The 20,372-nt window shown below is 59.4% G+C and carries 18 protein-coding genes; 14 read left to right on the plus strand and 4 right to left on the minus strand.

Annotation, left to right across the window (positions count from 1 at the left end; translation table 11 throughout):
* Position 1: 1 nt before the first annotated feature.
* Entirely contained in the window at positions 2–2,038 is a 2,037-nt protein-coding gene (locus tag RG540_RS30800) for an NADH:flavin oxidoreductase (protein WP_041366170.1), read from the minus strand.
* Positions 2,039–2,184: 146 nt separating this feature from the next.
* Here RG540_RS30800 and RG540_RS30805 point away from each other — a divergent pair, with 146 nt between their 5' ends.
* The 5 genes from RG540_RS30805 (at position 2,185) to RG540_RS30825 (ending at position 6,752) form a co-directional block, all read left to right on the plus strand.
* The gene (locus RG540_RS30805; RefSeq protein WP_041366171.1) at positions 2,185–2,814 is read left to right on the plus strand and encodes a TetR/AcrR family transcriptional regulator; all 630 of its coding nucleotides are present in this window, start codon (positions 2,185–2,187) and stop codon (positions 2,812–2,814) included.
* Between the two features lie 37 nt (positions 2,815–2,851).
* Entirely contained in the window at positions 2,852–3,631 is a 780-nt protein-coding gene (locus tag RG540_RS30810; RefSeq protein WP_080725150.1) for a pyrroline-5-carboxylate reductase family protein, read from the plus strand.
* 60 nt (positions 3,632–3,691) lie between these two features.
* On the plus strand, positions 3,692–4,693 hold the full coding sequence (locus RG540_RS30815) for an ABC transporter substrate-binding protein (RefSeq protein WP_041366173.1): 1,002 nt from the start codon (positions 3,692–3,694) through the stop codon (positions 4,691–4,693).
* Positions 4,694–4,792: 99 nt separating this feature from the next.
* Positions 4,793–5,680: an ABC transporter permease gene (locus RG540_RS30820; RefSeq protein ID WP_041366174.1), complete on the plus strand. Its 888-nt coding sequence runs from the start codon at positions 4,793–4,795 to the stop codon at positions 5,678–5,680.
* A complete protein-coding gene (locus RG540_RS30825; protein ID WP_041366175.1) occupies positions 5,673–6,752 on the plus strand; it encodes a quaternary amine ABC transporter ATP-binding protein in 1,080 nt (359 codons plus the stop codon). The genes RG540_RS30820 and RG540_RS30825 overlap by 8 nt, the downstream gene beginning before the upstream one ends.
* A gap of 49 nt (positions 6,753–6,801) precedes the next feature.
* Here RG540_RS30825 and RG540_RS30830 read toward each other — a convergent pair whose 3' ends face one another.
* Positions 6,802–7,689: a helix-turn-helix domain-containing protein gene (locus RG540_RS30830; RefSeq protein WP_174479309.1), complete on the minus strand. Its 888-nt coding sequence runs from the start codon at positions 7,687–7,689 to the stop codon at positions 6,802–6,804.
* Between the two features lie 284 nt (positions 7,690–7,973).
* Here RG540_RS30830 and RG540_RS30835 point away from each other — a divergent pair, with 284 nt between their 5' ends.
* Positions 7,974–8,735: an SDR family NAD(P)-dependent oxidoreductase gene (locus RG540_RS30835; protein ID WP_041366177.1), complete on the plus strand. Its 762-nt coding sequence runs from the start codon at positions 7,974–7,976 to the stop codon at positions 8,733–8,735.
* A 47-nt stretch (positions 8,736–8,782) separates the two neighbouring features.
* Here RG540_RS30835 and kdgR read toward each other — a convergent pair whose 3' ends face one another.
* Complete coding sequence (gene kdgR / locus RG540_RS30840; protein WP_041366178.1) at positions 8,783–9,577, minus strand: DNA-binding transcriptional regulator KdgR; 795 nt, start codon at positions 9,575–9,577, stop codon at positions 8,783–8,785.
* 179 nt (positions 9,578–9,756) lie between these two features.
* Here kdgR and bglB point away from each other — a divergent pair, with 179 nt between their 5' ends.
* The 8 genes from bglB to RG540_RS30880 all read left to right on the plus strand — a co-directional run bounded on the left by bglB (position 9,757) and on the right by RG540_RS30880 (position 18,640).
* On the plus strand, positions 9,757–10,875 hold the full coding sequence (gene bglB / locus RG540_RS30845) for a beta-galactosidase BglB (protein WP_041366179.1): 1,119 nt from the start codon (positions 9,757–9,759) through the stop codon (positions 10,873–10,875).
* Between the two features lie 123 nt (positions 10,876–10,998).
* Positions 10,999–12,282, plus strand: a complete 1,284-nt coding sequence (locus tag RG540_RS30850) for an ABC transporter substrate-binding protein (RefSeq protein WP_041366644.1) — start codon at positions 10,999–11,001, stop codon at positions 12,280–12,282.
* A 72-nt stretch (positions 12,283–12,354) separates the two neighbouring features.
* Positions 12,355–13,248: a carbohydrate ABC transporter permease gene (locus tag RG540_RS30855; RefSeq protein ID WP_041366645.1), complete on the plus strand. Its 894-nt coding sequence runs from the start codon at positions 12,355–12,357 to the stop codon at positions 13,246–13,248.
* Positions 13,249–13,267: 19 nt separating this feature from the next.
* Positions 13,268–14,146: a carbohydrate ABC transporter permease gene (locus tag RG540_RS30860; RefSeq protein WP_407668993.1), complete on the plus strand. Its 879-nt coding sequence runs from the start codon at positions 13,268–13,270 to the stop codon at positions 14,144–14,146.
* 12 nt (positions 14,147–14,158) lie between these two features.
* A complete protein-coding gene (locus tag RG540_RS30865; protein ID WP_041366181.1) occupies positions 14,159–15,253 on the plus strand; it encodes an ABC transporter ATP-binding protein in 1,095 nt (364 codons plus the stop codon).
* On the plus strand, positions 15,250–16,545 hold the full coding sequence (locus tag RG540_RS30870) for a Gfo/Idh/MocA family protein (RefSeq protein ID WP_041366182.1): 1,296 nt from the start codon (positions 15,250–15,252) through the stop codon (positions 16,543–16,545). Before RG540_RS30865 ends, RG540_RS30870 begins: the two co-directional genes overlap by 4 nt.
* A 5-nt stretch (positions 16,546–16,550) precedes the next feature.
* The gene (locus RG540_RS30875) at positions 16,551–17,573 is read left to right on the plus strand and encodes a Gfo/Idh/MocA family protein (RefSeq protein ID WP_041366183.1); all 1,023 of its coding nucleotides are present in this window, start codon (positions 16,551–16,553) and stop codon (positions 17,571–17,573) included.
* Positions 17,570–18,640, plus strand: a complete 1,071-nt coding sequence (locus RG540_RS30880; protein ID WP_041366184.1) for a Gfo/Idh/MocA family protein — start codon at positions 17,570–17,572, stop codon at positions 18,638–18,640. The genes RG540_RS30875 and RG540_RS30880 overlap by 4 nt, the downstream gene beginning before the upstream one ends.
* A gap of 49 nt (positions 18,641–18,689) precedes the next feature.
* On the opposite strand, the gene RG540_RS30885 is transcribed toward RG540_RS30880, so the two are convergent.
* Positions 18,690–20,366 (minus strand): response regulator, encoded by a 1,677-nt coding sequence (locus RG540_RS30885; RefSeq protein ID WP_041366185.1) that lies wholly within the window; start codon positions 20,364–20,366, stop codon positions 18,690–18,692.
* Between the last annotated feature and the right edge of the window lie 6 nt (positions 20,367–20,372).

Consider the following 20,372-nt stretch of genomic DNA (forward strand, 5'->3'; position numbering starts at 1 on the left):
TTCAAATATCCTTGGCAAGCCGCAATGCGTCATAGATCGCTGCATGCGTGTTGCGAGCAGCGACCGCGTCGCCAATCCGAAAGAGCTGATAGGTGCCAGCGGGATTGCGCTCGGTCGTTTGCGGCGCGCCGGAAATTAGCTGGTCGTAGGAAACTTCACCGAGGTTCTTCGAGCCGGGCTTCATCTCGAAATAAAGGTCGTCCAATGGGATCGTACCGTGATTGATGACGATCTGGTCGATGGTCCGTTGCTTTTCAACGCCGCCGTAGTCGCTGCCGACATGGGCAATGATCTGGTTGCCGCTCTTTTCGGCCGATTGCAGCCGGTAGGTAACGGTGAAGGTGACGTCGAGTTTCTGCAGCGAGCGCATGTAGGGAACAAGGTTCATCGCCATGACCTCCGGCGCGAAGGAGCGGTCGGGCGTCATGATCTCGACCCTGGCCCCTGTCTTGGCGATGAATTCCGCGGCCTGCAAGCCGGCATGGTCGCCCGCGTCGTCGAAGATCAGCACATTGCTGCCCGGCTTGACGTCGCCCGAAATGATATCCCAGGAGGAAACGACAAGCTCATTTCCCTTCGACAGAACCTCGGTATGCGGTAGTCCACCTGTCGCGATGATAACCACATCGGGCTCTTCCGCCGCGATCACATCGGCATCCGCCCAGTTGTTGAAATGGAACGTGACACCAAGCTTCTCGCATTGGCTCATCCGCCAGTCGATGATGCTGATCATCTCACGGCGGCGTTCGCTCTGCGCGGTGAGGCGGATCTGCCCGCCGGGATTGTTGGCCGCCTCGAAGACCACGACCGCATGACCCCGCTCGGCGGCCACGCGCGCCGCTTCGAGGCCAGCCGGCCCGGCTCCGACAATGACCACCCTCTTGCGGGTGTCGGCTTTTGCAATGGTATGCGGCATGGTCTGTTCGCGACCGGTTGCGGCATTGTGGATGCAAAAAGCCATCCCGCCCTGGTAGATGCGGTCGAGACAGTAATTCGCGCCGACGCAAGGGCGTATGTCCTCCTCGCGCTTTTCGATAATCTTGCGAACGATGTGCGGATCCGTCATGTGGGCGCGCGTCATTCCGACCATGTCCACTTTGCCCGCGGCAATGGCGTGCCGTGCCGTCGCGACATCCGGGATTTTTGCCGCATGAAAGGTCGGAAATTGGGTTGCGGCGCGGATTTCACCGGCAAAATCGAGATGTGGCGAGTTCGCCATGCCCTGGATCGGAATGACGTCCGTCAGGCCGGCATCCGTGTCGATGTGACCTCGGATCACGTTCAGATAGTCGATCAGACCGCTGTCGCGCAGCCGTCGCGAGATCTCGATACCGTCAGCTTTTCCAGTACCTCCGGGGAGACATTCGTCGGCCGTGTAGCGAACGCCGAGGATGAAATCGTCTCCGACGCGCTCGCGCATCGCCTTGAAGACGTCGAAACAGAACCGCATGCGATTTTCGAGCGAGCCCCCATATGGCCCGTCCAGTTCATTGGTGAGCGGCGAATTGAACTGATCGATCAGGTGACCGTAAGCCTCCAGCTCGACTCCGTCCATGCCGCCCGCCTTCATACGCTCGGCTGCGTCCGCGAAGTCTCTGATGATGCGCTCGATGTCCCAATCCTCCATCTTCTTCGGGAAGGATCGGTGCGACGCTTCACGATGATGGGACGGCGCGACCACCGGCAGCCAATCGCCCTTGTCCCAACGGGTGCGCCGGCCGAGATGGGTCAGCTGGATCATGATAGCCGCGCCTTCTTCGTGCACGGCATCGGTCATTTCCCGGATCCAGGGAACGATCTCGTCCTTATAGGCGAGCAGGTTATTAAAGACCGGTGGACTGTCTTTCGACACCGCTGCCGATCCCGCCGTCATTGTCAGCGCAACGCCCCCTTTCGCCCGCTCCACGGTATAGGCTCGGTAACGTTCCTTCGGCATGCCGTCCTCAGGATAGGCGGGCTCATGCGATGTAACGATGATACGGTTGCGTAGGGTCAGATGCTTCAGTGTGTAGGGCTGAAGGAGGGGATCGTTCGACATGCGACGGGCTCCGGTTTATGGCCTTTGCGCATAAGGCTAAACAGGAATGTACAGCTGTGTCAATATTGAAAACATCGGCGTACCTGTAGTTGACATTGATGTACATTTCACTTGAAGTGCGGTTATGAATTTGTTAGGAAGTGCCTATGGAACAGGCGGTAAGTGACAGCGGCTGGCGTGGTTCTCAGGAGGGTTGGCTTGAAGCCGCCTATGAAGCGCTGCTTGAATCCGGCGTAGATTCAGTGAAGATCTTGCCGCTTGCCAAGAAACTGGGCCTATCGCGGACAAGCTTCTATTGGTTCTTCAAGGATCGGGAAGAACTGCTGAGCGCGCTCATATTGCGCTGGAGGGACAAGAACACAGGCAACCTCGTAAAGCAGTCCGAGGCATATGCGGAATCTCTTGCGGAAGCGATGCTGAACGTCTTCGATTGCTGGCTCAACAAAGATCTCTTCGACTCCCAATTCGAGTTTGCAATTCGCAGTTGGGCACTGCAATCTCCGGAAATTCAGGTTGAAGTGCAGCAGGCTGATCTAGCCCGAATAGACGCTTTGAGCCGTATGTTCGTGCGGTTCGGCTTTGACGAAGGGCCTGCGGACGTTCGCGCGAGAACAACTTATTTGGTCCAGATCGGCTACATCTCCATGCAGTCCACCGAGGATATCGGACTGCGTATGAAGCGCATTCCCGAATACATCGCAATCTACACCGGTCAGATCCCGCAACAGCGAGAACTCGATCGCTTCTACGCGCGGCACGGCTATAAACAAGGGTGAGAGCAAGGTGGAAGCTGGCAGGGGCTGGAGAATTGGCGTGATCGGCGGCAACGGCTGGCTGGGCAGCGCCCTTGCTGGCGCGGTGCTGGACGCCGGCTTCGTGAAGCCCCAGGACCTGTCGCTCTCTTATCGCAGCAAGCTGCCGGATCGTTTCGGCGAGGCTTTCTGGACATTGGACAATCAGGCCCTCGCCGACCGCTCGGATGTCGTCATTCTCTGCGTCCGCCCCGCTGACTGGCGTGACCTTAACGTCGATGTGAAAGGCAAGCTGCTGATTTCCGTCATGGCAGGCGTTCCGTTGGACTCGCTGAGCGACCATCATCAGACCGCCTGTGTCGTTCGTTCGTTGCCGAATGCAGCGGTCGAGATCCGCCGATCCTACACGCCGTGGATCGCGACCCCTAAGGTCAGTGAAGAAGAACGCACATTTGTCCGAGCCCTGTTCGAGACCTGCGGTGTTCAGGATGAAGTGCGCAGCGAAACCGATATGGACTATTTCACCGGCCTGTCCGGATCCGGCCCCGCCTTTCCGGCGCTTCTTGCCGACGCAATGATGCGAGATGCCCTCTCCCGGGGCATCCCCGTCGCGATGGCCCGGCGTGCCGTTAACACGCTTATCATCGGCGCGGGGCGTCTCATGGAAATGCATGAGACCTGTCCCACCGAAATCGTGCAGACCTTCCTCGATTACCGTGGCACCACGGCAGTCGCGATCGAGACAATGCGTGCTGCGGGTTTCGAAACAGCGATTGCTTGCGGACTGACGGCGGCATTCGAGAAATCGGTGAGTTTGGGAGACGCTTCCAAGCATTTGTGAATCGGGCATCCGCGGCGCCCCGCATTCCACGTCAAGCCGCTAAAAAAAGGGAACGGTACTATGAATAAGCTTTTGGCTTCGGGTTGCGTGCTAGTCGGAGTGTTCGCCGGCGCATCGGCGGCAAGTGCTGCCGGGTGCGGCCGCGTCACGATCGCGAGCATGAATTGGCAAAGCGCGGAGGTCATCTCCAATCTGGATAAGTTCATTTTAAACGAAGGTTACGGCTGCCAGGCGGAGATCACGGTTGGAGACACCGTGCCAACCATCACCTCCATGGCGGAAAAGGGCCAGCCTGATATCGCTCCGGAGGCCTGGATCGACCTGCTTCCCGACGTGGTCGCGAAAGGCACGCAGGAAGGTCGGATCGTAAAGGTTGGGTCTCCGCTGCCGGACGGTGGCAATCAGGGCTGGTGGATCCCGAAATATGTCTCGGACGCACATCCGGACATCAAGACCATTCCGGATTTGCTGAAGCATCCCGAACTCTTCCCGGGTGAGGAAGACCCAAGCAAAGGCGCAATCCTCAACGGTCCTCAGGGGTGGGGTGGCACCGTCGTGACAACCCAGCTGTTCAAGGCGTTCGGCGGGGAAAAGGCTAAGTTCACGCTGATCGACACCGGATCGGCAGCCGGTTTGGACGGCGCTATCGCAAAGGCATATGAGCGGAAGAAGAGTTTTGCCACTTACTACTGGGCGCCGACGGCACTCCTCGGCAAATACCCGATGGTGAAACTTGAGGCAGGCGTTAAAAACGACCCGGCTGAATGGAAGCGTTGCAACACAGTTGCCGATTGCCCGGATCCGAAGCCGAATTCTTGGCCGATCGATACGATCGTCACCCTGGTCGCCAAGCCCTTTTCGGAAAAAGCAGGACCCGAGGTGATGACCTATCTCGAAAAACGGTCCTGGAGCAACCAGACCATTGGCAAACTAATGGCATGGATGACGGACAATCAGGCAAGCGGTGAGGATGGCGCCAAGCATTTTCTGAAGGAAAATAAGGACATCTGGACCAAGTGGGTTTCAACGGACGCCGCCAAGAAGATCGAGGCAGCGCTCTAATAGGCCCTTGGGGCGATGTGCCAAACACATCGCCCCTTCCGCTTGCCGTCAAAAGAAGAAAAAGACCTCACACGGCTCTTTCCAGAGAAAGGGAACCGAATGGAATGGTTTTATAAATTTCCACATATGGATGACGACGCACTTCGCAACTTGAAGAAAGCGATCGACGAGGGATTTCGGGCTTTCACCCGCGCCTATGGCGATACGATCGAAAGCATGTTTTCGCCTCTGCAGAGCTTTCTGCTGGCGGCCGATCGCTTTATGACGCAGACCCCGTGGCCGATCATCACGGCGATCATCCTCATTATTGCGTGGTTTGCGAGCCGAAGTGTCAAAATCGTGCTGAGCTGTCTGATCACGCTCCTGCTGATCGGTTATTTCGACATGTGGACCGACACGATGCGTACGGTCGCGATGATCTTTGTCTGCACCGTCCTGTCGATTGCCGTCGGTCTGCCGATAGGCATCCTCATGGCGCGCTCGAATGGCGTCAAGCGAGTCGTCAACCCGATCCTCGACGTGATGCAGACCATGCCGAGTTTCGTTTATCTCATTCCGGTCGTCATGCTGCTGGGCATCGGCCGCGTCCCGGGGCTCATCGCCGTGGTGATCTACGCCATACCGCCAATGATCCGGCTGACCGATCTCGGTATCCGCCTCGTCGACAAGGATGTTCTGGAGGCTGCCGACGCCTTCGGCACCTCGGAGACCCAGAAGCTTTTCAAGGTGCAACTGCCGCTTGCCCTGCCTACGATCATGGCGGGGATCAACCAGACGATCATGATGGCACTGGCGATGGTGGTGGTCGCCTCGATGATCGGCGTCCAGGGGCTTGGCCAGCCGGTGCTGAAGGCAATCGCCAACCAGTATTTTACCCTCGGCGTGTTCAACGGCCTCGCAATCGTTGGAATCGCCATAATCTTCGATCGGGTCAGCCAAGCCTATGGCAAGCGGCTCCAGAAGCATCGGGAGATCGTTCATGGCTGAGCAAGGTTTGGGCGGCATCGCAATCCGCAATCTCTACAAAATCTTCGGCGCCAACCCCGCCGCCTATGTCCATGCCGTCCGCAACGGTCTAACGAAGACAGAGCTTAACGATGCACATGGCCATGTGCTCGGGCTGTGCGATATCAATCTGGACATCAAGTCAGGCTGTATTCAGGTCATCATGGGCCTGTCGGGATCGGGCAAATCCACGCTCATCCGCCATATCAACCGCCTCATCGATCCGACCGCGGGTGAAGTGCTGGTGGACGGGGTGGACGTCGTTAAGATGAACAAGGACGAACTGCGAAACTTTCGGCGTCATCAGACGGCAATGGTCTTTCAGAAGTTCGCCTTGCTGCCACACCGGAGCGTGGTCGACAACACCGTTTTCGGCCTTGAGGTTCAGGGCATCGGCCGCTCCAAAGCGATCGACGTCGCAATGAGATGGCTGGAGCGTGTTGGGCTGAAGGGGTTCGAGCATAAATACCCCAACCAACTGTCTGGAGGAATGCAGCAGCGCGTGGGACTTGCTCGCGCCCTATCGAACGATGCGCCTGTCCTGCTGATGGACGAAGCCTATTCCGCACTCGACCCGCTCATCCGCACGGACATGCAGTCCGTTCTTCTCGACATCCAGAGAGAGATCAAGAAAACGATCGTGTTCATCACACATGATCTCGATGAGGCTCTCCGGCTGGGAGACCAGATCGCAATCCTGCGCGACGGCGAGGTCATACAGCAAGGTACAAGCCAGGACATCGTCCTGAGGCCGGCGGATCAATATGTGGCCAATTTCGTCAAGGAAGTGAACCGCGGACGGGTCGTGCAGGTCGAAGCGATCATGGCTCCCTTACGTTCCCGGACCGGGGGGGAGCAGCCCACCATTCCAGCAAATGTCACGATCGAAGAAGCGATACGCACGCTGGTCTCTGCCCCTGACGGCGACGTGACCGTTGTCGATCCATCAGGCAAGCCGGTCGGAACCGTGAGTTTCCGACAACTGGCAGGGGCTATGGTCAATTCCCGTGACGTCGAGCACCGGTCTTTCGACGCGCCGGCGATCGTCGCTTAACCGAAGAGGTTGGGAGGCTGGTGTCAGTTAGCTTTACGGTGCCTGAAGATCAGCAGATCTGTCGCATCCGGCGCCAGGCGGCAGGCGTATCGCCGGCAATCTGCCTGAACGCCTTGGTCAAATGTGCCTGGTCGGTGAAACCCAGCTGGGCCGCGACCTCCGCGACGGCCAGATCGCTATCGACCAGCAGCTTCTTGGCTAGGTCGATGCGCCTGGCGAGCTGCCACTGCAGTGGCGTCTTGCCCGTTGTCTGCTTGAAGACATTGGAGAACCAGCTTTCGGACAGACCGACGGTCGCGGCCATCTCGGCAACGGTCAAGCGGCAATCGCTCGAGCCGTCGAAGCGCGACACCAGCTTGTTCATCTGCGCTTGAGTAAGCCTGCCATTGGCCTTTTCGGCTTCATGGTCGGGTATGTCGAGAAGGCCGGCGACGATGCTGCCCACCAGGCTTTCGGCATAGACGGCGTGCTTTGCCGGGCTCGATATCTCATCGACCAGCAGGCCCGCCAGCGTCTCTATGGCGCCGACGTCCTGAAGCTCCACCGGCCGGCGCACCGCGGCCAAGGCGGCGGAGGCCCCAACCGAGGGCGACAGGAACCGGAGCAACCGATCCCGGTGCATATGCAGGTTGAGGTGGGAAAATCGGTGCTTGGTTTCGCTGCTGGTCCACATGGGTACGCCGGCCGGGACATAGACGGCGCGGGTCATTGGACGGTAGTCCTGCGAGCCGTCCCGGTTCGACACGCGAATTCGAGACGACACGTCGTTGAAGAAAATCATGATGCGCGGGTCATCCGCCAGATAGTAGCCCGTGGCTCCCGATTGGCTTTCGGCTTCCCAGAAGACGCTCACCAATCCGTCGAAACGACGCCACTTGACCGGAGCGACAACCCTTATCCCCTCCGTATGCCAAGCCATGGAATGCCAATAACTCAACGCCGGGATCCTTCGCCATCTGCCATTACAAATATCATATCCACTGCCAAGGCATCGCAACCAGCTTGCTCAGGTGCCGCCTCATAACATGATAACTTTAGTCATCTATATAAAATCTCCGGGCGGATAGTAAAGGTCCGCATCGCAGAGCCCACGGACCCGCCACGGCGACACCTTGCTTCTTGACAAAGGATATTGCCGCAGTCTGATCCAGCACCTTGACCTCGTCACGATTATCTTATGGATGCCTTTCCCGGTATTCAGGCCATGCAGGAGAAATTTCGATGAACGTCCAACATCCACTTTTCGATCTGCGGGGACGCCATGCCGTCCTCACCGGTTCGAGCCGGGGCCTCGGCTTTGCCATGGCACGCGGACTCGCCTCCGCCGGAGCGCGGGTCACGCTGAACGGGCGCGATGAGGCGACGCTTTCGGCCGCAGTGGACCAATTGAAGACGGAGGGGTACGAGGCATCGGGGATGGTCGGCGACATCACCAAGGCCGACGAGACGGAGGCAGCGTTCGCCGGCGTCGGCGCGGTCGATGTCCTCGTCAACAATGCCGGCATTCAGATCCGTGCGCCCTTCCTCGAGCATAGCGCCGAAACCTGGCGGCGGATGTTCGACACCCACGTGATGGGTGCAGTGCTTCCCTCGCAAGCCGTGCTGCCTGGCATGATCGAACGCGGTGGCGGCAAGATCATCAACATCTGCTCGCTGATGAGCGAGGTCGGCCGCAGGACCGTCGTGCCCTACACGACAATGAAAGGCGCGCTGAAAATGCTGACCCGCGGCATGGCGACGGAGCTGGCCCATCACAACATCCAGGTCAACGGCATCGGTCCGGGCTATTTCGCGACCGAGATGAACCGCGCGCTGATGGACGATCCGGTATTCGACGCCTTCGTGACGAACCGCACGCCCGCCGCTCGCTGGGGCCGGCCGGAGGAGCTTTCCGGTGCAGCGATCTTTCTGGCCTCTCCGGCGTCGGATTTCGTCAACGGCCAGGTGCTCTATGTCGATGGCGGCATCCTGGCGGCTCTTTGAGCCGCTTCGCTTCCGCAGTGTCCGATGGGCGTTGAAGCCGCCAGGCGTTAGTTCTTTGCGGGCTGGTAGCCGAGCCCGGAAGAGGCGGTGAGCCCTGCCGTGCGCAGGAGATCGACATATTCGGATTTCCGGCTTTCATCGAAGCGGAACATCGGAAAGGAAATCGACAGCGCAGCAATCGGTTTTCCGAGGTAGTTGAAGATCGGCGCCGCCATGCATCGCACGCCCGCCTCGCTCTCTTCCACCTCTTCGGCAAACCCACGAGTGCGGGCCATCTGCAACTGGGCAAACAGTTCCTGCGGATCGGTGATGGTGCGCGGCGCGAGCTTCGTCAGCTCCATCTTGTTGATCCGCTCCCGGATCTCGTCGTCGTCGCGCCACGCAAGAAGCGCCTTGCCGAGCGAGGTGCTGTGCAGCGGATTACGCAGCCCGAGCGTCGATTTCATCGAGAGACTGTAGGCGGAATCATATTTGTGAATGTAGACGACCTTCTGGTCGCGGTCATCGAGAATACCGAGATTGACGGACTCGCCGGTTACCCGAGAGAGCTTTCCCATCGCCTGGTCCGCAACACGCAGCAGATCCGTCTGCTCGGTCAGCGAGCGAGCGCCCAGGCTGAAGAGTTTCAGCGTCAGGCCGTATTTTTCCGTTTCAGCATCCTGCTCCACGTAGCCAAGTTCCACCATCGTCTGCAGCAGGCGATGCGCTGTGGTCTTCGACGTCATGGCTCGTTGAGCGAGATCGGCAAGGCTCACCTTCTTTCCCTCGACCAAGGCCTCCATCACGGCAAAAACCTTGAGGACGGCGGCGACATTTTCGGTTCTTGGGTTCAACTCTGACATAGCGCGTTCTATTTTTTTCGAAATCTTATTCTGGAATTTGAGAAAACCTGTGTCAAGATACAGGTGAGCATGCGGAACAGGCGCAGAGTGCAACAGAAAAACACGGTTGAAAAGCCATGGAGAGTGTGATTTCTTAAAATCCGGAATATCGTTCCGAATATTTTTGGAGGACGTCCGGCATGCATCCGCTGCTGCGGCAAAAGCAACATCCTATCGAGCGCCACGATGTGTGCGGCCTCATCGATCGGCTGATCGACAACCTTGTCCATATCGAGGATCGCACCGGCGAATTCCTCCTGCGCCTCGACGACGGCCGGGTTATCGACACCAAGGGCTGGGCGGGCTGGGAATGGACCCATGGCGTCGCACTCTTTGGCCTTCTCAAATATTGGCAGCTGACCGGCAACCAGAAGGTGATGGATATCATCGTCGATTGGTTTGAAGCCCGGCTTGCTGAAGGGACCCCCACAAAGAACATCAACACCGTCGCACCGTTCCTGACGCTTGCCCATCTCTACGAGCTGACGGGAGATCCCCGTTGGCGGCCCTACCTGGAAACATGGGCCGAATGGGTGATGCATGAAATGCCGCGTACCCGCGAAGGCGGGCTGCAGCATATCGTCTATAACAGCGTTAATGATCAGCAGATGTGGGACGACACGCTGATGATGAGCGTGCTGCCGCTTGCCAAGATCGGCCTCGTGCTCAAGCGCCCGGAATTCGTGGAGGAGGCAAAATACCAATTCCTGGTGCACGCCCAATATCTTTGCGATACGCAAACCGGCCTCTGGTTCCACGGCTGGACGTTCGATGGCAATCATAATTTTGCCCGCGCTCGCTGGGCACGCGGCAATAGCTGGATCACCATCGCCATTCCGGAATTCATCGAGCTCCTGGACCTGGCTGAGAACGATCCCGTCCGCCGCCATCTCGTGTCCCTGCTCGGCCGGCAGGCGGCAGCGCTGAAACTCCACCAACATCCATCGGGTCTGTGGCACACGCTGATCGACGATACGTCGAGCTATCTTGAAGCCTCGGCGACCGCCGGCTTCGCCTATGGCCTGATGAAGGGCGTACGCAAGCGGTATCTGGGCATCGAATATCTGGAGACCGCCGAGAAAGCCATGAAAGGCGTGATCGATAACATTAGCCCCGAGGGAGAACTCCGGCAGGTTTCTTTCGGCACGGCGATGGGCGGCGATCTCGATTTCTACCGGCAGATCAAGCTGACATCCATGCCTTACGGGCAGGCGATGGCAATGCTCTGCCTGACTGAACTTTTGCGCAGCTTCGTGTAGCAAGCTGCGCCGAGAAGAATGGAGCGTGTCCGGCAGGAGGAGCCGGTACGCGACAAACCATGGAACAACCGCAACGCATCCGGCGCCGACGAGACGCTCCGGAGTTACAAGGAGGAGGACAAAATGACCAAACTGACAAGGCGAACTTTATTGGGCACGATAGGAGCGGCTGCCGCCGCTTCTGCGCTTCCGGCCATGCCGGCGCTTGCTGCCACGCGCACCATCCGCCACTATTGGTGGGGCAATCCGGAGCGCGACAAGCGCACCTTTGCCGTTATCGACGCCTTCCAGAAGAAAAACGCCGGCATCGCCGTCTCCGGCGAAACGATCGGCTGGGGCGACTACTGGACCAAGATGGCGACCCAGACCGCAGGCCGGAACATGGCCGACCTGGTGCAGATGGATTACCGGTTCCTGTTCGAATATGTCAATCGCGGGGCGCTGAAGCCTCTCGATGAATTCGCCGGCAAGAGCCTGATGATCGCCGACTTCGACAAAGGCCCCCTCGATGGCGGCAGGGTCGACGGAAAGCTTTATGCCCTCAACATCGGCTCGAACAGCCAGGTCATGGTCTACAATACGCGCGCCTTCCAGGAAGCGGGCATCGACGTAGACCTGATCAACTGGACCTGGGACGACTTCGCCAAGGCATGCGAAAAGATTACCGCCAAGTCCGGGGGCAAGATGAAAGGCTCGGACGACCTGTCCCTGATGATCGAAACCTTCGAATCCTGGGTTCGCCAGAACGGTCGGGAATTCTACAGCCCCGATGGCAAGGTCACGGCGACAGCCGGGGACGTTGCGAGCTGGTGGCAGATGTGGGCCGATCTGCGCAAGGCAGGGGTCGTTCGCGACAAGAACAAGACGGTCATTCTCGACCCGCCGATTGCCGAATCGGGCGTCGCCGTCGGCGATACCGCCATGTCGCACTACTGGTCCAACCAACTGGTCGGCATCCAGTCCGTGGCAAAAGACAAGATCGGCGCCGCCATGGTGCCCCACAAGGCGGGCGGCAAGCCCGGCCAGTTCATCAAGCCGTCGATGTTCCTGTCTCTCAGCCGGGACGCCAAGGACACGGAGGCCGCAATTGCCTATATGAATGCCTGGGTCAACGATCCCGAGATCACCGGCATTCTCGGTCTCGAGCGCGGCATTCCCTGTTCGCCAAAAATCCGTGCTGCGTTGACCCCGAAGCTCACCGAGGTCGAAAAACTCTCGGTCGACTATTTCGCAGCGATTCAGAGCAAGGTCGGCCCGCTGCCGCTGCCTGCCCCCAAGGGAGCCGGAGAGGTGCGAGACGCCTTCATGCGTGCCGGCACCGACGTCGTGCTTGGCAAGGTGGAAGTTGCGAAAGCCGCTGCCACCTTCATCGAAGACGCCCAGTCGATCGTCGAGCGCGCCCAGTAATCGGTGCGGGAATATCAAGGCCCCGGCAATTCCTGCCGCCGGGGCCTCTCTTCCGACAACAAGGTCGTTTCGATGAGACGTTTTTTTGCCCGCAATGCACCGGCCTATGTGTTTCTTCTCCCATGGCTGATCGGATTTTTTCTGCTCGCCCTGGGGCCGATTCTTGCGTCGCTTTATCTATCCTTCACCCGCTATGACATGGTGAGCGCACCCCGATGGATCGGCTGGGGCAATTACGAATACATGTTCACCCGGGATCGGCGCTTCTGGAAAGCGCTGCAGGTCACTTTTACCTATGTTGCGCTGGCTGTGCCCGCCCGCCTGATCATGGCCCTCGGTGTCGCCATGCTGCTCGACAAGGGCTTGCGGACGATCGGCCTGTACCGAGCCATCTTCTACCTGCCGTCCCTGCTCGGCTCTTCGATTGCAATCGCGATATTGTGGCGTCAGCTTTTCGCGGCCGACGGGGTCGTCAATCAGGTTCTGGCAATGGTGGGAATCCAGGGCGCCTCCTGGATCACCGATCCCGACACTTCGCTCTTCACGATTGTCGTGCTCGCCATGTGGCAGTTCGGCTCGCCGATGCTGATCTTTCTGGCTGGCCTTCGCGGCATTCCGCGGGATCTGTACGAGGCGGCGGAAATCGACGGCACGCCGCGTTGGCGGCAATTCACCCGCATCACCTTGCCGCTCCTTGCTCCGGTGATCTTCTTCAATCTGGTGCTGCAGACCATCGATTCCTTCAAGACCTTTTCCAGCGCCTTCATCATCTCCAACGGCACCGGCGCCCCGGCGGACAGCCTCCTGTTTTACACGGTCTACCTGTTCAACGAGGCCTTCAAATTCTTCCGCATGGGTTATGCATCGGCGCTTGCCTGGTTCCTGTTGGTCATCATAGCGACCTTCACCGCGATCGCATTCTTCACTTCCAAATATTGGGTGCACTATGAAAACGAGCGCGACTGATCTGGAAATCGCCATCCAGATGGATGAGGCCGCGCGCGTCGCTCATGAGCTTCGGCTGAAGCGGGACAAACGCGATCGCAACGGCCGGATCCTGAAGCACATCTTCCTGATCATCGTGTCATGCGTGATGCTCTATCCGCTGTTCTGGCTGCTCGCTTCCTCGTTGAAGCCGGAAAACGAGATTTTCGGCAGCCTGACGCTTTGGCCTTCCGAATTTCGGTTCGAGAACTACACGAAAGGCTGGTACGCGCTGCCGATATCCTTCACGGTCTTCTACGTGAACTCGGCGATCGTCACGAGCCTGTCGGTGATCGGCAATCTGGTCTCCTGCTCGTTCGCGGCCTATGCCTTTGCACGGCTGAACTTCACCGGGCGTAGCTTCTTCTTCGCGCTGATGATGATGACCCTGATGATCCCCTATCACGTGGTTCTCATCCCCCAATATGTTCAGTTCCTGAACCTCGGCTGGGTCGACACCTATCTGCCCCTCGTGGTGCCGCGCTTCCTCGCCTCCGATGCCTTTTTCATCTTTCTGATGGTGCAGTTCTTTCGGCAACTGCCCCGCGAGCTGGACGAAGCTGCGATGATCGACGGCTGTTCGCCCTTCAAGATCTATTGGGCAATCATATTGCCGCTTTCGTTGCCGGCCATGGGCACGGCGGCGATCTTTTCGCTGATCTGGGTTTGGGAGGATTTCCTCGCCCCGCTCATCTACCTCAACGACATCAAGAGCTACACCGTGCCGCTGGCGCTTCGCCTCTTCCTCGATCAGGAAGGGCAGTCCGCCTATGGCCAGATGTTTGCGATGTCGGTCCTTTCGCTGGTCCCGGTCGTCATCTTCTTCGTCCTGTTCCAGAGACTCATCGTGCGCGGCATCGCCACCTCCGGAATGAAATAGGGAACAAGACGCATGGCAGGATTGACGCTTCGAAACGTCGGCAAGCGCTATGGGGCGCTGTCCATCATCCAGGGGCTGAATCTGGACATCCACGACGGCGAGTTTCTTGTTCTCGTCGGTCCATCGGGCTGCGGAAAGTCGACGCTCCTGCGCATGATCGCAGGCCTCGAAGACATCAGCGAAGGAACGATCTCGATCGGCGGAAAGGTCGTCAACGACTTGCCCGCCTCCAAGCGCGAGCTTTCCATGGTCTTTCAAAGCTACGCTCTCTATCCTCATATGAGCGTGCGAAAGAACCTGGCTTTCGGCCTTCAGAACTTCAAGGTATCGCGCGCCGAGGTGGAGCGGCGGGTGGCGGACGCCGCGCGCATCCTGCAGATCGAGCAGCTTATGGACCGCAAGCCGCGCCAGCTTTCGGGCGGCCAGAAGCAACGCGTCGCCATCGGCAGGTCGATCGTGCGCGAGCCGCAGCTTTTCCTGTTCGACGAGCCGCTTTCCAATCTGGACGCGGAACTGCGCGTGCAGATGCGCGCGGAACTGGCCTCGCTTTACGCCCGCCTCGGCACCACCATGATCTACGTGACCCATGACCAGGTTGAAGCGATGACCATGGCAAGCCGGATCGTGGTCCTGCGCGGTGGCAAGATCGAACAGCTCGGTACGCCGCAGGAACTCTATACACGGCCGCAGAACCTCTTCGTAGCGGGCTTCATCGGCTCTCCGAAGATCAACATGCTACAGGCAAGAGCAACCCGCGGGTCCGGAAAGACCACTGTGTCGGTGGCCGGCATGCCCGACTTTTCGATTGCCGAGCTTCCGACCGAGGATCCGGCGCTGACGTTATGCGTGCGGCCTTCGTCTTTGGGTGTCGGCAATGGCGACGTCACGGGCGAAGGCACGATCCGGCTGGTGGAATATCTTGGTAGCGAGACCTTGCTGCATATCGCGCTGTCTTCAGGCCAGGTGCTGCTGGCCAGCGACAACGGACGGACGCCCTACCGGATGGGCGATCCGGTCACCATCGGATTCGACCTCTCCGAACTCCACTATTTCGATGGCGCAGGCAAGCGCATCGAACCCATCCAGAAAGAAAGCCAAGCACAGTGAAGATCGCCATTGTTGGATGCGGCTCCCGGCATCAGATGTTCCGCAATTCCGTAGTTGAAGATTATGCCGATAAACATGAGATCGTTGCCCTTTGCGACAGCAATGCGCATCGCCTTGGCGAAGCGGCGCAGGCGGCCTCAAAGCCCGGGACGAACGGCGTCGCGACTTACCTTGCCGCCGATTTCGACCGCCTGATCGCCGAACAGAGGCCGGATACGGTCGTCGTCGCAACGCCGGATTTCCTGCATGCCGACTACATCGTTCGTGCCTTCGAGGCCGGCTGCGACGTCATTTGTGAAAAGCCGCTGACGATCGATCTCAGCCGTCTCAAGCAGATCGTCGATGCCCAGGCGCGCACGGGCCGAAAGGTCACCGTGACCTTCAACTACCGCTATTCGCCGGCACGCACCCAAATCAAGGAGCTGATTTCATCAGGAGCGATCGGCACCGTGACGGCGGTCGATTTCCGCTGGCACCTCGATCGGGTTCACGGTGCCGATTATTTCCGCCGCTGGCACCGCCAGAAGGAGAATTCCGGCGGGCTCCTGGTCCACAAATCGACCCACCATTTCGATCTTCTCAACTGGTGGCTGGGGACCGCGCCGACGGAGGTCCTCGCCTCCGGCCGACGCGTCTTTTATCGCCCGGAAATGGCAGTGGAGCTTGGCCTCGCGGGTCGTGGGCCACGCTGCAGCGACTGTCCCGTCGCCTATAAGTGCGATTTCCGCCTCGACCTTGCGGCCGATGAGAACCTGCGCAAGCTCTATGTGGAAGCTGAGCAGGAAGACGGTTATTTCCGCGATCTCTGCGTATTCGACGAAGAGATCGGCATCGAGGATACGATGCAGGCGCATATCCGCTACGCTTCGGGCGTCACCGCCAACTACACCCTGACTGCCTATTCGCCTTGGGAAGGGCTGGAGATCAAGTTCCAGGGTACCAAGGGCGACATCACCCATCGCCATGTCGAGGTTCATGGGGTTTTCGGCGGCAAACGCGCCCATGCGGACGAAGATGCGATCACCACGGAACTCCACCTGGCCGGCGAGCCCCCGCGCCAGCTTGCCGTTCCGAAGGCGACGGGGGATCACGGCGGCGCGGATCCGGTCATGCTGGGTTATATCTTTGATCCGGAAAGCATGCAGCCCGATCCTTATGGTCGTGCCTCCGATCATGTTGCCGGCGCCTGGTCCATCCTCACCGGCATCGCCGCCAACGCTTCCATAGAAACGGGGTCGTTGGTCAACATACAATCCATGCTTCGCGCTCGCGGCATCCACCTGAAAAGGTAGTTCCCATGGCTTTTAACCTTCGCATCGGCGTCATCGGCATAGACCACGGACATATCTACGGCATGATCAACGGCATGTTGGATGCCGGTGCCACGCTCGTTGCATGGACGACCGGCGAGGAGACGCCGGAGGCGGTCCGCAAGGCTTTCCAGAAAACCTATCCGGATCTGCCGGCTCGGCCGATGCAGGCCATCCTCGACGATGAAAGCATTAGCCTTGTCCTCTCGGCCGCAATCAACAGCGAGCGCGCCGATATCGCGGTGGCGGCAATGGTGCACGGCAAGGACGTTCTGGTCGACAAGCCCGGCTGCACCAGCCTGGAACAGCTGGCAGATATCCAACGCACCGTCGCGGATACCGGGCGACGCTGGACCGTGTCCTTTTCCGAACGTGTCTCCGTCGAGAGCGCCACCCTGGCGGACCAGCTGATTGGCCAAGGTCGGATCGGCAAGGTGGTTCAGACGGTCGGTCTCGGACCGCATCGCTTGAATGCGCATCTGAGGCCGGATTGGTTCTGGGACAGAGCTCGCTGCGGCGGGATTCTTGCCGATATCTGTGCCCATCAGTTCGACCAGTTCCTCCATTATACCGGATCGATCGAGGCCCGCGTTGTTTCCGCCCATGTGACCAATGTCGCAAATCCGGATCGGCCCGGATTTCAGGATTTCGGCGAGGTGCTGCTGGAAGGCAATGGCGGCCGGGGTTATGCCCGCGTCGATTGGCTGACGCCCGACGGTCTTCCCGTCTGGGGCGACGGCAGGATGACCATTCTGGGGACGGAAGGTTATATCGAGCTGCGCAAATACATCGATATCGCCGGCCGGGACGGCCAGGACCACGTCTTCCTGGTCGACAAGTCGGGTGTACAGCGGTTCGAGGCAAGCGGCGCCGGAAAGCCGTTTTTCGCCCACCTGGCCGCCGACGTGGAAAGGCGAACCGAGACGGCCATGGGCCAGTCTCATGCGTTCCTCGCGACGCGGTTGGGGCTGCAGGCACAACTTATCGCGGAAGAGAAAACAGACCGATGACGGAGCGTGTCCGGGTCGCCGTCATCGGCGCGGGTATAGGCAAGGCGCATATCGCGGCCTATGCCGAATTGGCCGATCTGTTCGACGTCCGTTACGTCTGCGATCTCAACCTGCCTCGGGCCGAAGACGCGGCGCAACAGGCGCCGGGCAGCCGCGCTGTTCCCGACATCAACCAGGTCTTCGCCGATCCCCTCGTGGATCTGGTCGACATCTGCCTGCCGCCTCAACTGCATGCGCCGATGACACTTGCTGCCCTGAAAGCAGGAAAGCACGTCGTCTGCGAGAAACCGCTTGCCGGTTCGATAACCGAGGTGCGCCGGATCGCCGACCTTTCCGAACGAAGCGGGCGACAGGTCTTTCCCGTATTCCAGTATCGTTATGGCGCCGGCTACCGAGCGGCACACGAACTGAAGGTCCGGGGACTTTTGGGTCGGCCTTACGTGGTGGCGCTGGAAACACATTGGCAGCGCGGACCTGATTATTACGCAGAACGCTGGCGGGGCACCTGGAAAGGCGAACTCGGCGGCGTACTTGTCAGCCATGCATGTCATATCCACAATCTGACGACTCATCTCGTCGGAGATGTCGTGGAGGTTGCCGCCTTCCTCGACACCCGCGTCAATCCGATCGAGACCGAAGATTGCGCGGTGCTTTCCATGCGCACCGCGCAGGGCGCCTTGATCACGTCCTCGGTCACCTTGGGTGCGGCTGGAAACAGTTCGCGGTTGAGGATGTGTTTCGAGCACGTCACGGTCACGTCGGGCGCAGAGGCCTATCAGATAGGGGCGGGACCGTGGAAGTTCGAAGCCACCGATCCTTCGCGGCAGCCCGAGATCGACGCAGCAACGCAAGAAGCGCCCGACGTTCTTCCACGATTTCCGGGACTATTCGCGGATGTCCATGCACGTCTCATCGGCAAACCGGACCTCTATCTGCCATCGCTTCAGGAAAGCTATCACTCGATCGAGCTTGTTACGGCAATCTACGCATCGGCAAGACAAAGCCAGATCGTACGCCTGCCGCTTTCCGCAGATCACCCCCTCGCCGCGGGGTGGCTGCCGGTCTGAACAAGGCAGATATCTGGTTGCGAAAAATCGTAGAGCCCGAAAGGGGCGCTCAGGCGGCCGACGCCCGCTCGGCCACCGCGCGATGGACTGCCGTCTGAAGTTGCTCTTGAGTGAACGGTTTCGTCATCCGCGGGAGATCTGAAAGCCCGTGATCTTCGTGTAGTTCAACATATCCGGAGGCGAGGATCACCGGCAAGCTCGGATAGGACCCGATGATCAGGCGCGCCAGCTCCGCCCCCGTCATCCCCGGCATGGCGTGGTCCGTGATGACGAGGTCGAACCTCTGGCCAGAGTTGAGGATTTCCAGTGCGGCAGCGGCCGAGGACGCCTCCGTGGTGACATGGCCAAGATCTTCCAGCATTGCCGAGGTTCCCATGCTGACGAGCGCATCGTCATCGACCACAAGTACCGTCAGCGCATTCGGCATATTGGGGGCAACATCCTGCGGTGCGGCCTCCGGCGACGGCGCCGTCGTCACGACATCTTCGGCGATCGGCAGCCACAGGGAGACGGTCGTTCCCTCTCCCTTGACGCTCGACAGGTCCAGAATACCGCCCGATTGGGCCGCCAGACCGTGTACCATGGAAAGCCCCAGACCGGTTCCTTTCCCAGGTCCTTTCGTCGTAAAAAAGGGCTCAGCCGCACGCGTCACCGTGGCTTCGTCCATCCCCTCTCCGGTGTCGGAAACCGAGAGCCGCACGTAGCGACCGGCGGTCAAGCTGCTGGCCCGCGTGACGTCTTTTTCCTCTGCGGACACCATGATCGTGCCGCCCCCGGTCATGGCATCCCGGGCGTTGACGAACAGATTGAGGAGGGCAAGCTCGAGCTGATTGCTATCGACCAGCAACTGCGGCAGCCGTGGCGGAATGTCTTTCCTGATATCCACCCCAGGTCCGAGCGCCTTGCTCAGGAGGTCCTGAATGTTTTCGAAGAGCTCGGCGAAATCGACCGCGTGCGGCTTCAATTCCTGGCGGCGCGCGAATGCCAGCAACCGCTGGGTTAAAGCCGCGCCACGCTCGGCCGCCTGTATCGCATTGGCGACCAGCCGCTCGCTCTTCTCATCGGTGGGAAGCCGCTTCTTCAGGAGGTTCAGGCTTCCCAGCACCGCCATCAGCAGATTGTTGAAGTCATGGGCGACGCCGCCGGTCAGCTGGCCGATCGTATCCAGCTTCTGCGCCTCGAACAGTTGAGCAAGCGCTTCTTCCCGCTCGCGTGTCCTCTGATCAATCCGTTCTTCGAGTTCTTCGTTAAGCTGACGCAATTGATTGGAGGACGCTTCGAGCTCGGCGGTACGTTCGCGAACCCTGTCCTCGAGGTCGGCGTTCAATCGCTCAAGTTCCCTCGTCTTCCGGTACAAGTCGGCGAATACCCGCACCTTGGCCCGCAGAACTTCGGGAACGATCGGTACCGAGACATAATCGACGGCTCCCGCCGCATAACCGCGCAGCCGGTCCGGTTCAGCCATCATGACGGCCGATACAAATATGATTGCCGTATGCTGGTAGCGGGGATGCTCCCGGATCATGCTGACGAGCTCGAAGCCATCCTGCTCCGGCATGCAGACATCCACCAGAATGACGGCAATATCGTTGCGCAGGAGGTGCTCCAAAGCCTCTCGGCCGGACTGGGCCTTGATCAGATTTTCACCAAGCTCCTGGAGCACGACCTCATAACTTAGAAGTTTTGCCGGCTGATCGTCCACGAGAAGGATATTGACAGGGTCCATGGCCAT

It is taken from the genome of Neorhizobium galegae bv. orientalis str. HAMBI 540 (assembly GCF_000731315.1).
GTDB lineage: Bacteria > Pseudomonadota > Alphaproteobacteria > Rhizobiales > Rhizobiaceae > Neorhizobium > Neorhizobium galegae.

Excerpts from the sequence above, each read along its gene's own strand:
- RG540_RS30800 (WP_041366170.1), bottom strand. The coding sequence starts at position 2,038 with ATGTCGAACGATCCCCTCCTTCAGCCCTACACACTGAAGCATCTGACC.
- RG540_RS30805 (WP_041366171.1), top strand. The coding sequence starts at position 2,185 with ATGGAACAGGCGGTAAGTGACAGCGGCTGGCGTGGTTCTCAGGAGGGT.
- RG540_RS30815 (WP_041366173.1), top strand. The coding sequence starts at position 3,692 with ATGAATAAGCTTTTGGCTTCGGGTTGCGTGCTAGTCGGAGTGTTCGCC.
- RG540_RS30820 (WP_041366174.1), top strand. The coding sequence starts at position 4,793 with ATGGAATGGTTTTATAAATTTCCACATATGGATGACGACGCACTTCGC.
- RG540_RS30825 (WP_041366175.1), top strand. The coding sequence starts at position 5,673 with ATGGCTGAGCAAGGTTTGGGCGGCATCGCAATCCGCAATCTCTACAAA.
- RG540_RS30835 (WP_041366177.1), top strand. The coding sequence starts at position 7,974 with ATGAACGTCCAACATCCACTTTTCGATCTGCGGGGACGCCATGCCGTC.
- kdgR (WP_041366178.1), bottom strand. The coding sequence starts at position 9,577 with ATGTCAGAGTTGAACCCAAGAACCGAAAATGTCGCCGCCGTCCTCAAG.
- bglB (WP_041366179.1), top strand. The coding sequence starts at position 9,757 with ATGCATCCGCTGCTGCGGCAAAAGCAACATCCTATCGAGCGCCACGAT.
- RG540_RS30850 (WP_041366644.1), top strand. The coding sequence starts at position 10,999 with ATGACCAAACTGACAAGGCGAACTTTATTGGGCACGATAGGAGCGGCT.
- RG540_RS30855 (WP_041366645.1), top strand. The coding sequence starts at position 12,355 with ATGAGACGTTTTTTTGCCCGCAATGCACCGGCCTATGTGTTTCTTCTC.
- RG540_RS30860 (WP_407668993.1), top strand. The coding sequence starts at position 13,268 with ATGGATGAGGCCGCGCGCGTCGCTCATGAGCTTCGGCTGAAGCGGGAC.
- RG540_RS30865 (WP_041366181.1), top strand. The coding sequence starts at position 14,159 with ATGGCAGGATTGACGCTTCGAAACGTCGGCAAGCGCTATGGGGCGCTG.
- RG540_RS30875 (WP_041366183.1), top strand. The coding sequence starts at position 16,551 with ATGGCTTTTAACCTTCGCATCGGCGTCATCGGCATAGACCACGGACAT.
- RG540_RS30880 (WP_041366184.1), top strand. The coding sequence starts at position 17,570 with ATGACGGAGCGTGTCCGGGTCGCCGTCATCGGCGCGGGTATAGGCAAG.
- RG540_RS30885 (WP_041366185.1), bottom strand. The coding sequence starts at position 20,366 with ATGGACCCTGTCAATATCCTTCTCGTGGACGATCAGCCGGCAAAACTT.